We start from the raw sequence: 11,358 nt of genomic DNA, 5'->3' as shown, positions 1-11,358 counted from the left end.
ATCATCCGAGCTCATTCGATCGTCTTAACCCGAGCAGCCGCAAATTCTTCATTATTTGCTACCCGTGGCGGCCATGCCATTGCAAAATCTTCCGTAGCAAGCGTCAGATTCGGGCTGTAGGCGACATCCTCAAGCAGACTGCGCCCCCAGCGCGCCTGGATACAGGCAACCTCGCCGGCAAAGCGCGCCTGCTTCTCCGGGTTATCCTCGTAGCCTCGGGATGCGGATTCATGGTGATTCATCTCGGCATACGGCGTCCAGACGTTCCGGTAGCCTGCCGCCTGAACCCGCAGACAGAAATCCACATCGTTGAAGGCAACCGCCAGCGACTCATCCAGACCGCCAACCTGCTCATACACAGCCTTGCGGATCACCAGACAAGCGGCGGTGACGGCGCTAAGGCGCTGATGCAGCACCGCGCGGTGAAAATAGCCGGGATGCCCCTTCGGAAAATACTTGTGCGAATGCCCCGCCACGCCACCCAGACCAATGATCACGCCGCCATGCTGAAGACGCCCATCGGGATACCATAGCCGGGCGCCGACACAGCCGACGCCTGGTTGTGTCGCGAACGACACCATTTCTTCGAGCCAGCCCGGGGTCAGGACCTCGATGTCGTTGTTCATCAGGCAAAGCAGTTCGCCCTGCGCAATGGCGGCCCCAGCGTTGTTGAGCCGCGAGAAGTTGAACGGGGCCTCATCCCTCAGGATGCGCACACGATCGGACGGCAGTTGCTCGAACAGGGCAAAGGTTTCCGGCTCCGTGCTGCCGTTGTCGATGATGATGATCTCGAAGTTGGCATAGGTGCTGCGCTCGAGCAGCGAGCGCACGCACATCTCCAGCAGATCCGCTCGATCCCGGGTTGGTATCAGGATGCTGACCCGAGGCGCAGGTGCCGGACACTCGAAGATTACCCTGTTGAGCACCGGAACTTCCGGAGCGGGCACGACGCGGGCCCTGACTCCGGTGCGGTCGAGATGAGACTGCACCGCGCGCACCCCCGCACTTGAAGCGTAGTCTTTCTCTCCAGCATCGAGCGCAGTGCTGCCCTCGATTGCGCGCCAGTGATACAGCACTCGGGGAATGTGGACGATCTGCGCCGGACGCAGGCACTCGATGACGCGCAGGGCAAGGTCGTAATCCTGCGCGCCCTCAAAGCCGGTGCGAAAGCCACCGAGCTCGCGGACAAGCGCAGTACGATAGACGCCAAGATGACAGATCATGTTCTGCGCCAGCATCAGTTCGATGTTGTACTGACACTTGAAATACGGATCGTAGCGCTGCCCCTCGGCATCTAGCTTGTCTTCGTCCGAGTAGATCAAGCCTGCATCCGGGTTGCAGTCGAGCGCTGCGGCAACATGGAACAAAGCATGCTCGGCCAACAGGTCATCATGATCGAGCAGGGCCACGAATTCTCCCTGAACCTGCTCCAGTGCGGTGTTGCTGGCCTGCGAGATATGGCCATTGCGGTCGCGGAATGTCACCCGGATGCGCTCGTCTTCGGCGCTGTGGCGCAGTAAAACTGCCTTCACTTCGGGATCGGTAGAAGCGTCGTCCGCGACGCAGAGTTCCCAGTGGGGGTAGATCTGCGACCTGACCGAACGGATCGCGGCATCAAGCAGATCAGCGGGCGGGTTGTACACGGGCATCAGCACCGACACCAGCGGCTTGTGGGCGAACGCTTCGATCTGGCGGCGCATGCGCGCGCGGTCGGCATCATCGAGGGTATCAAACGACTCGATCCACCGTGCATAGGTATGCTCTTCCGGTCGGCTGGACACCACCGATTCGCGCAGCAAAACGCGGTTGCGAAGCGCACCGATGCCCCCGGCGCGCATCAGTCTCAACGCGCGGCCACAGGCCCCGAAAGCCCACACCGGATGACACACCGCATGCACTGCGACAGGCCACAAATGCGCAACGACCTTGCGCAAGCGCTGAACATACCTGAAGAGCGCTCGCGGACTGCGGACGGCTGCATTTGAATCTGTCGAAATCGGCATTCTGTAGCTATCTATATCGTTCCTGACGTCCCTCGCCGAAGGCTGGCAGCGCATTCATGCACCGGCCTGGATCGGCGCCGGATGCTCAAGTGCAACCAAGGCCACGCCAAAGACCCGGCATGCGGGGAAAATGGCAGCGCAAGCACCTGCCGGCATCAAGCGCGGCGGGTTTCGGCCTCGACGAGGTAAGGGCGGGGCGGATTATAAGGTACGTACTCCGGAACCCAACGACGTAGATCGCGACGGACCTCATCGTCCGACAGAACCCTGGCAGCGTTGATCCAGCGAATCAGGCTGTCGATGGCAAACCCGTCCGGAGGTGCGGCCCAGGCGACTCTCAGTTTGGGGTGGTGCGTCGGACGAGTACATTCGGAGTCGGCCAATACTTCTTCGTAAAGTTTCTCGCCAGGCCGCAATCCGGAGAATACGATCGGAATATCGTCTTCCGCATGCCCGGACAAACGGATCATGTCGCGGGCAAGATCCAGCACCTTGACGGGCTCGCCCATGTCGAGCACGAAGATCTCCCCCCCTTCGCCCATCGCAGCCGCCTGCAACACAAGCTGCACGGCCTCATGTACGGCCATGAAGTAGCGGGTGATCTCCGGATGCGTCACCGTCACCGGACCACCACGCTCGATCTGCGCCTGAAACTTGGGGATCACGCTCCCTGCACTGCCCAGCACGTTGCCGAACCGGACGATCTCGTATCGCGTCGAGCGCGCACCGACCTGCAGCACCTGACAGATGATCTCGGCCAGGCGCTTTGTTGCCCCCATGACATTGGTCGGATTGACGGCCTTGTCGGTGGACACCAGCACAAAGCGCTTGACCCCCACCTGATCGGACAGGTGACCAACAACCCAGGTGCCAAGCGCGTTATTGCGGACCGCCTGCCAGGAGTTGTTTTCTTCCATGAGTGGCACATGCTTGTAGGCTGCGGCATGGAACACCACCGCAGGCACGTGCTTTTCAAGCACCTCAAGCACCCGCCGGCGATCCTTGACATCGCCAGCCACCGCCACCAGCGGAATCTCAGGAAATATTTCAGCAAACTGCTCCGCCAACAGGTACAAGGCATACTCGCTTTGCTCGAAAGCGACGATCTGTGCGGGACCGAAGCGGGCGATCTGACGGCAGAGCTCGGCGCCGATCGAACCACCCGCACCGGTCACCATCACGACCCGTCCGCTCAGCAGTTCGCGCACCTGGGGGGTGTCAATAACGACTGCCTCACGACCAAGCAGGTCTTCAAGATTGAGGCGCCGCATCTGCGACACCGAGCCATGCCCAGCAATGATCTGCCCGATCGGCGGCAACGTGAATGCCTTGATACCTGCGCGCATGCAGATGTTGGCGACATCGCGGTAACGCACCAGGCCCGCTTCAGGCATTGCGATGATGGCGTGACGAACCTTCAGCACCCCCGCCCATTCCGCAAGGCTGGAAATTGGCCCCAGCACACGAATGCCACAGACTTCGCGATGTCGGGTGGCCGGATCATCATCCAGCAGGCCGACCACCCGCCACTCTTTGGAATGGGCCAGTTGCTGGACAAGGCTCGCCGCAGCGCGGCCCACACCAAGCACGAGCACGGGCCGACCCAGTGTCTGATGTGCGCCGTACTCGCGTTGCTCCTTGAACACACGATAGGTCACGCGCCCGCCACCCATGATGACGGCCAGGAACATCGGGTAGAGCAGCAGCATCGACCGCGGAAAGGCGGGCTCAGGCTGCAACATCAGACCGCCCACCGCAACCGCCAGTCCACTCGCCAGAATCGCCTTGGCCAACCGCATCAGATCCGGAAGACTGGCGAATACCCAGATACCCCGATACAGACCGGCAGCACGGAAGATGACGGCTTGCATCGGCACCAGCAGAAGCAAGCCGATCACAGCAAGACGGTAATAATCAGGGGGTAAGGTAAAGTTGAAGCGAACACCCAAGGCCATCAGCCACGCAATGACGACTGCGCAGAGGTCGAAACCGAACACAGTCAGTGACCGCCAGTTTGCGGGAATCCGAAACACCCCTGCGATTGATTTCCTCAAACACGTCACCTCGTTTCTCTGGCCGACTTCGCAACAATGGCCGGCGCCACATCAGTCTTGCTGCGCGGCCATACCGACACCTGCCATACCGGCTGGCATGGTGCCAGATGACACATCGCTATACCCTGACAAATTGTAAGCAAAAACCCAGAAAAATAAGCAACTTACTGAGTTTATTCACCAAAATTGGCTAAAAAGATACACATTCAGCCAGATGCAGCAGGCGCACGTCTCCACCAGACTCAGCACCTCACTCCAGGTTCTGCACCTGCTCCCGGATCTGCTCGATCAGCACCTTCATTTCCATCGCCACGCCGGTGATGTCGGTCGCAGGCGACTTGGAAGCCAGGGTGTTGGCTTCGCGGTTTAGCTCCTGCATCAGGAAGTCCAGCCGCTTGCCGGCCGAGCCACCGGTCTTGAGAATGCGCTCGAGCTCGTCGAGATGCGTGGAGAGGCGGGTCAGCTCTTCGGCGACATCGATGCGCTGAGCGTAGAGCGCGACCTCCTGGCGGACCCGGTCTTCGTCGAGAGTGGCGACCGCATCACGCAGACGCTGGGTGAGCTTGTCCTGGTACTCGCGCACAACCTCCGGCATGCGCGGCGTGGCGATGGCGACCAGCTCGCGCATGCGCACGATGCGCTCACGGATCATCCCGGCCAGCTTCTCGCCTTCACGCAGACGGGTAGCCACCAGTTCATCGAGCGCAACCCGGGTCATCTCGGCAATAACCGGTTGCATCTGCTCGAAAGTCACACCATCGTCGGCCAGCATGCCGGGCCAGCGCAGCAACTCGCCCACCGACATCGGCTTGGCGTCGGGAAACCGCGCCTGCACCGCAGCCTGGGCTTCAGCCAGCTGGGTCATCAGCGTGCTGTTGAGCGCCAGGCTGCGCGGCGCGGCACTGTTGGTCTGCAGATTGAGCCGGCACTCGACCTTGCCACGGGTCAGGCGGGCACTGATCTGCTCTCGCACCGCAGGTTCTGCCTGACGCAGGTCCTCGACGATGCGGAAGTTCAGGTCCAGATAACGGGAATTGACGCTGCGCAGCTCGAGATGCAGGCTGACAGGGCCCAGATCGCGGGTCTGAACCGCGAAGCCGGTCATGCTATGAATCATGGGTGGGGTCTCCGGGAAGCTGCCGTGTTCAGGTACACTGCAGAACCCATTACTGGAAAAGCTGCGGAAAGCCGAATCTTAGCGCCCACCAAGATGCCGCCTCAAGCAAACTGCGCACTCCCTTCCGGCTTTCAGCTCGATCAATACAAGATCGAGCGTCAGCTGTCGCTGGGCGGTTTCTCGATCGTCTACCTGGCCTACGACGCCGAAGGCACGCCGGTCGCGATCAAGGAATACCTGCCGAACTCGCTCGCGCTGCGCAAGGACGGCGAGATCGAGCCCGTGGTGCCGGACGATAACCAGCCCGCCTTTCGCTATGGCATGAAGTGTTTTTTCGAGGAAGGCCGCTCGCTGGCCAAGCTGATGCACCCCAACGTGGTACGGGTGCTCAACTTCTTCCGCGCCAACAATACAGTGTACATGGTGATGCAGTTCGAGCGCGGACGCACGCTGCACGACTACATCCAGAAGCACAAGGGCGAGGTACGCGAACGCTTCATCCGCGGCGTGTTCACCCGCATGCTCAACGGCCTGCGTGAAGTCCATGCCCACAAGCTGCTGCACCTGGACATCAAGCCATCCAACATCTACCTGCGCATGGACGGCACCCCGGTGCTGCTCGACTTTGGCGCCGCACGGCAGACGCTGGCGCTGGATCAGCCCATGCTCAAGCCCATGTACACCCCGGGCTTCGCCTCGCCCGAGCAATTTGGCAACCGCGAGACCCTCGGCCCGTGGAGCGACATCTACAGCGTCGGCGCAAGCATGTATGCCTGCGTGGTGGGCACCTCGCCGCCACGCTCCGACGAACGCATCAAACGCGATACACTGCAGTCGATATCAAAATCGCATGCTGGAAAATATTCCGCACAACTACTGGAGCTGATTGAATGGTGCCTGCACCTCGATCCGCTCAAACGCCCGCAAAGCGTCTACACGTTGCAGAAGTCGTTGATGCAGAAACAGGCAGGCGAAGCCATGCCGGCAACCTGGTTCACCGACCTGGGTTCCCGGCTGAAATCCTTCATCGGCAAGGGCTGAGGACACCCCAGTGAGATTCACCATCTATCAGGAAAGCCGCATCGGCAAACGCAAGACCAACCAGGACCGCGTCGCCTACTGCTATTCGCGCGACGCACTGCTGATGGTGCTCGCCGACGGCATGGGTGGACATCTGCATGGCGAGGTGGCGGCCCACATCGCCGCGCAGTACATCACCCAGGCCTTTCAGCGCGATGCCCAACCCAAACTGTCGGATCCGGCGCTGTTCCTGTCACGTTCGCTGTCGAGCGCGCACCACGCCATCCTCGACTACGCGCTGGACAAGAATCTGCCCGAAGCGCCACGCACCACCATCGTCACCTGCCTGATCCAGGACGGTTACGCCCACTGGGCGCACGCCGGCGACTCGCGCCTGTACCTGCTGCGCAATGGTCGCGTTCACGTGCAGACGCGAGATCACTCCCGCGTGCAGCTGATGATGGACCAGGGGCTGCTCGACGCCCAGGGCGCCGCCAGCCACCCCGGCCGCAACCGCATCTACTCCTGCCTCGGGGGTAATCACGCACCGCAGATCGAATTCTCGCGCCGCACCCTGCTGCAGGATGGCGACATCATCGCGGTCTGCTCCGACGGCGTCTGGGGGCCGCTCGACAACGATGCCATCGCCCTCGCACTGACCGGCAGCAACCTGTCCGTCCAGGTACCCGCCCTGATGACACAGGCTGAGCAAGCCGCAGGCCCAAGTTGCGATAACCTGTCGCTGATCGCAATGTGCTGGCATGACGACATCGGCGCTGCCGTGCCGGACTCGATCTCCACCCAGACCATGGCGCTCAACGACTTCACCACCCAGATGGACACCTTTCAGCGCAGCCGCGCGCCTTCGACGCCCATCGACCTGACCGACGACGAGATCGAACGCGCCATCGCCGAAATCAACTCCGCCATCAAGAAATTCAGCAAGTAAGTCACCAGGAACACCCGCAATGACCCGTCCCAGCCAGCGCCAGCCCGATCAACTCCGCCCCGTCCGCATCACCCGCGGCTTCACCCGTCATGCCGAAGGTTCGGTGCTGGTCGAGTTCGGCGACACCCGGGTGCTGTGCACCGCCAGTGTGGAAGACAGCGTGCCCGGTTTCCTGCGTGGCAAGGGCCAGGGCTGGCTGACCGCCGAATACGGCATGCTGCCACGTGCCACCCATACCCGTAGCGCCCGCGAAGCGGCCAAGGGCAAGCAGAGTGGCCGCACCCAGGAGATCCAGCGCCTCATCGGCCGCAGCCTGCGTGCCGTGGTCGACCTCGGCGCGCTTGGCGAACGCCAGATCACCATCGATTGCGACGTGCTGCAGGCCGACGGTGGCACCCGCACCGCCGCCATCACCGGCGCCTGTGTCGCGGTACGCGACGCGCTGAACAAACTGCTGGCCGACGGCACCCTTGCCACCGACCCGATGACCGACTTCGTCGCCGCGGTGTCAGTGGGCATCCATCAGGGCGTCCCGGTGCTTGACCTCGACTATGATGAAGATTCGAACTGCGACACCGACATGAATGTGGTCATGACCGGCAGCGGCGGCCTGATCGAAGTGCAGGGCACCGCCGAAGGCACGCCCTTTTCGCGCACCGAACTCAATGCCCTGCTCGACCTCGCCGACGCCGGCATCCGTCGTCTGGTCGAGTTGCAGAAATCCGCCCTCGGAGGCTGAGCCATGAGCCTGCGTCTCGTCCTTGCCAGCAACAACGCCAAGAAGGCTGCCGAAATGCAGGCGCTCCTCGCGCCGCTGGGCATCGAGATCGTGCCTCAATCAGCGCTCGGCGTCAGCGAAGCTGAAGAGCCCCACCCCACCTTCGTCGAAAACGCGCTGGCCAAGGCCCGCCACGCCTCCGCCGCCACCGGCCTGCCGGCCATCGCCGACGACTCCGGCCTGTGCGTGACCGCGCTCGGTGGCGCGCCCGGGGTCATCTCCGCCCGCTTCGCCGGCGAGCCGAAATCCGACGCCCGCAACAACCAGCTGCTGATCGAAAAACTTGCCGGCGTGGCTGACCGTCGTGCCTATTTCTACTCGGCCGTCGTGCTGGTGCGCAGCGCCGACGACCCTCGTCCGCTGATCGCCGACGGCGAATGGCATGGCGAAATCCTGCATGCGCCGCGCGGCGAGGCCGGATTCGGCTACGACCCCCTGTTCTGGCTGCCCGAACTCGGCCAGACCGCAGCCGAACTCGACGCCGCACTCAAGAACACCTTGAGCCATCGCGGCGCCGCGATGCGCCACCTGCTCGACGCTCTCGCCCGCCACCCACTGTGACCGAACGCCGCATCATCAGCCTGCAGCCCGTCGCAGCGCGGCCTGCAGCAGGCCGCAGCGACCACGCGTCGCAACTCACCGCCCCGCCGCCGCTGTCGCTGTATGTGCACTTTCCGTGGTGCGTGCGCAAATGCCCCTACTGCGACTTCAACTCGCATACCGCACGCAGCGCCGACGGCAGCCTGCCCGAAGCCGACTGGCTGGCCGCCGTCATCGCCGACCTGGAAGCCGCGCTACCGCAGATCTGGGGCCGGCGGGTCCACACCGTCTTCATCGGTGGCGGCACCCCCAGCCTGATGTCTGCCGCCACCCTCGACGGCCTGCTCACCGCCCTGCGCATGCGTCTGCCGCTCGACCCGATGGCCGAAATCACCCTGGAAGCCAACCCCGGCACGGTCGAAGCCGATCGCTTCCGCGACTTCCGCGCCGCTGGCGTCAACCGGCTGTCGCTGGGCATCCAGAGCTTCGACCCGGTCATGCTGCAGCGCCTGGGGCGCATCCACGACGGCAACGAAGCCCGGCGTGCAATCGACATCGCCCAGCAGCATTTCGAACGCGTCAACCTCGACCTCATGTACGCCTTGCCCCAGCAAGATCTCGCGCATGCCCTGGCCGACCTCGACACCGCGCTCGCCACCGGCGTCAGCCACCTGTCGTGCTACCACCTGACGCTGGAACCCAACACCCCCTTCGCCCACAACCCGCCCTCGCTGCCCGACGACGACCTGTCCGCCGACATGCAGGACGCCATCGAAGCCCGCCTGGCCACAGCCGGCTTGCGCCACTACGAAACCTCGGCCTTCGCCCGCCCCGGCCAGGAATGTCGCCACAACCTCAACTACTGGACCTTTGGCGACTACCTCGGCATCGGCCCCGGCGCCCACGGCAAACTCTCCAGCCACGAGGGCATCGTCCGCGAGATGCGGCACAAACACCCCGGCCACTACCTGGAAGGCGCCGCCCGCGGCGACTTCGTGCAGGATCGCCGCACCGTCGGCAGTGCGGAGCTACCCTTCGAGTTCATGATGAACGCCCTGCGCCTGACCGGCGGCGTGCCGCACAGCCTGTTTGCCGAGCGCACCGGCCTGCCGCTGACCGTGATCGAGGACGAACTGATCGCTGCCCGCCAACGCGGCCTGCTCGACACCGCCAACGGCCAGCTCAAACCCACCGAGCAGGGCCGGCGCTTTCTCAACGACCTGCTGCAACACTTTCTGCAGGACTGAAGCCACCACCGCACGCACCAATGGACTTGCCCGAAGAACCGGGGTATCCTTGCGCCCTTCGCTGACGGACTCCCGTCAGCAGGCCTGCGCCCGTAGCTCAGCTGGATAGAGTACTGCCCTCCGAAGGCAGGGGTCGTGCGTTCGAATCGCGCCGGGCGCGCCATAAAACCAAAGGATTGGAGCCGCACAGGAAAGGTTGCACATCATGTGACGTTTCTGGAATACACCCTCCATCCTGCAATGAAGCCGGCCCTGTGCCGGCTTTTTTGCGTTCAATGTTCCCATCTAACGTGCCACGACTGGCGGGAACCTCGAAAGTCATTCTTTCATTCATGCCAATCACGCAACGAAGCCACATCCCTCAAACCCTCACGGAATGACGGTGGCCAGGCCTCTTGTGCAGTGATGTGCATCAATGACTGATTTGAAATAACCTCACGATCTTCCATTCTCAAGCCCAATCGAAACCATGCTGTTTTACGGCAACCCCTCCCCAGATGCGGAACTGGTGGTCCTTTACGGCAACTGCCAGATCCCGTTTCTGGCCATGCTGCTGGCCGCCGCCCACGGGGAGAAGGGCTATCTATGTGTGCTCAATCACGCGCCACCGGGCCAAGTGGCAGACCGCCCCACTCCGGAGCAGATGCGCCGCTGCTGCCTCTATCTGGAACAGTACGACAGCCAACCAGAACTGCCGGTCACTGAGCACGCGCAGGATGTCCGTCACTATGGACTGCCTTTGCGGAAATACCTGCGCACGCATTGCCCAGAAGGCTGTCCGAGGATCGTCTTTCCCAGCATCATCATGACCTGCATGTGGCCGTTTTCTACCGTTGGCGACCCCCGCAATGTCGCCGAGCCCGCCTATGTCTGGGGACGTTATCCCTATGGCAACCGGCTGGCGCTGGAGGTCGTCACGCGTGGCCTCAAGGGTCCGTCAGCACTTGAGGCCTACATGCAACTCTCCGCCAAATGCATGCCGGACCTGAAGGCACTGCTTGAGCGGGCTCAACGTAAACTGGAAAATCGGGACACTCACTGCGACGTAAAGATCGCCGACTATGTGTGGACCAATTTTCGTGAACGCCACCTGTTCCTGACTTACGGTCACGTCCGGGCAGAGGCTATAGGCGAACTGGCCATGCGCACACTGTCAGCCATACAACCCTACATGAGGGGAGACGCCAAGATGGCAAGGGCGCGATTAGGCACGGCACTGGCCGCGATGCCAGACATGGACGTCATAGAAGAGCCTATCGAACCAGCCGTCGCCGAAGGTCTGGGGCTGAAGTTTTACCGACCGGACATGCGCTTTCGCTGGCACACGCAACAATGGACCTTCGCCGAGTACATGCGCCGCTATCTGGACTATGACACCAGCTGGTAAGGCCCGTGGCATCAAAGTTGCCAATGCCTCGTCCATCTCGTATTGATCGAGCTGCGTAGCTGCTCGCGCTGTTCGCACTCGCATCAAACGGCTCAGGCCGGGCCAGCGTCACCGACACGTTTTCCCCAGCAAGGCCTCCCGACGCGGGAAGCTTACGAAAAGGATACAATCTCGGCCACTATCTGACTGCAGCATCAAGGAGCCCCCATTGCGCGCCCCATCTTTTTCTCTCCGGACCCTGGCATGGCGCTGGGCGACTGCAA

Annotated in this window: 9 protein-coding genes and 1 tRNA gene; 7 read left to right on the top strand and 3 right to left on the bottom strand. The window is 62.4% G+C overall.

What is annotated here, in order from left to right; translation table 11 throughout:
* Positions 1–11: 11 nt before the first annotated feature.
* The 3 genes from DNK49_RS12605 to DNK49_RS12595 all read right to left on the bottom strand — a co-directional run bounded on the left by DNK49_RS12605 (position 12) and on the right by DNK49_RS12595 (position 5,174).
* Positions 12–1,934, bottom strand: coding sequence for a glycosyltransferase family 2 protein (locus tag DNK49_RS12605; RefSeq protein ID WP_207806973.1), 1,923 nt, complete (start codon positions 1,932–1,934; stop codon positions 12–14).
* 224 nt (positions 1,935–2,158) lie between these two features.
* On the bottom strand, positions 2,159–4,036 hold the full coding sequence (locus DNK49_RS12600) for a polysaccharide biosynthesis protein (RefSeq protein WP_243632349.1): 1,878 nt from the start codon (positions 4,034–4,036) through the stop codon (positions 2,159–2,161).
* Positions 4,037–4,307: 271 nt separating this feature from the next.
* A complete protein-coding gene (locus DNK49_RS12595) occupies positions 4,308–5,174 on the bottom strand; it encodes a YicC/YloC family endoribonuclease (RefSeq protein WP_110525055.1) in 867 nt (288 codons plus the stop codon).
* 93 nt (positions 5,175–5,267) lie between these two features.
* Here DNK49_RS12595 and DNK49_RS12590 point away from each other — a divergent pair, with 93 nt between their 5' ends.
* The 7 genes from DNK49_RS12590 to DNK49_RS12560 all read left to right on the top strand — a co-directional run bounded on the left by DNK49_RS12590 (position 5,268) and on the right by DNK49_RS12560 (position 11,095).
* Entirely contained in the window at positions 5,268–6,215 is a 948-nt protein-coding gene (locus DNK49_RS12590; protein WP_110525053.1) for a serine/threonine protein kinase, read from the top strand.
* A gap of 10 nt (positions 6,216–6,225) precedes the next feature.
* Positions 6,226–7,143 carry a PP2C family protein-serine/threonine phosphatase gene (locus tag DNK49_RS12585; RefSeq protein WP_110525051.1) on the top strand — a complete coding sequence of 306 codons (918 nt, stop codon included), beginning with the start codon at positions 6,226–6,228 and terminating at the stop codon, positions 7,141–7,143.
* Positions 7,144–7,162: 19 nt separating this feature from the next.
* Entirely contained in the window at positions 7,163–7,882 is a 720-nt protein-coding gene (gene rph, locus DNK49_RS12580) for a ribonuclease PH (protein WP_110525049.1), read from the top strand.
* 3 nt (positions 7,883–7,885) lie between these two features.
* The gene (gene rdgB, locus DNK49_RS12575; RefSeq protein WP_110525047.1) at positions 7,886–8,482 is read left to right on the top strand and encodes an RdgB/HAM1 family non-canonical purine NTP pyrophosphatase; all 597 of its coding nucleotides are present in this window, start codon (positions 7,886–7,888) and stop codon (positions 8,480–8,482) included.
* Positions 8,479–9,708, top strand: a complete 1,230-nt coding sequence (hemW, locus tag DNK49_RS12570; RefSeq protein ID WP_110525045.1) for a radical SAM family heme chaperone HemW — start codon at positions 8,479–8,481, stop codon at positions 9,706–9,708. The genes rdgB and hemW overlap by 4 nt, the downstream gene beginning before the upstream one ends.
* Before the next feature lie 86 nt (positions 9,709–9,794).
* Positions 9,795–9,871, top strand: a tRNA-Arg gene (locus DNK49_RS12565).
* Positions 9,872–10,177: 306 nt separating this feature from the next.
* On the top strand, positions 10,178–11,095 hold the full coding sequence (locus tag DNK49_RS12560; RefSeq protein WP_110525044.1) for a WcbI family polysaccharide biosynthesis putative acetyltransferase: 918 nt from the start codon (positions 10,178–10,180) through the stop codon (positions 11,093–11,095).
* Positions 11,096–11,358: the final 263 nt, after the last annotated feature.

The sequence above is a fragment of the Parazoarcus communis SWub3 = DSM 12120 genome, from assembly GCF_003226565.1.
GTDB lineage: Bacteria > Pseudomonadota > Gammaproteobacteria > Burkholderiales > Rhodocyclaceae > Parazoarcus > Parazoarcus communis.
Note: the sequence above shows the minus strand (reverse complement) of the source record. Positions and strands in the feature narration are given on the sequence as shown.

What these genes read in the sequence shown, in the direction of transcription:
- DNK49_RS12560 (WP_110525044.1), top strand. Translation starts at nt 10,178, where the DNA reads ATGCTGTTTTACGGCAACCCCTCCCCAGATGCGGAACTGGTGGTCCTT.
- rdgB (WP_110525047.1), top strand. Translation starts at nt 7,886, where the DNA reads ATGAGCCTGCGTCTCGTCCTTGCCAGCAACAACGCCAAGAAGGCTGCC.
- DNK49_RS12590 (WP_110525053.1), top strand. Translation starts at nt 5,268, where the DNA reads ATGCCGCCTCAAGCAAACTGCGCACTCCCTTCCGGCTTTCAGCTCGAT.
- rph (WP_110525049.1), top strand. Translation starts at nt 7,163, where the DNA reads ATGACCCGTCCCAGCCAGCGCCAGCCCGATCAACTCCGCCCCGTCCGC.
- DNK49_RS12595 (WP_110525055.1), bottom strand. Translation starts at nt 5,174, where the DNA reads ATGATTCATAGCATGACCGGCTTCGCGGTTCAGACCCGCGATCTGGGC.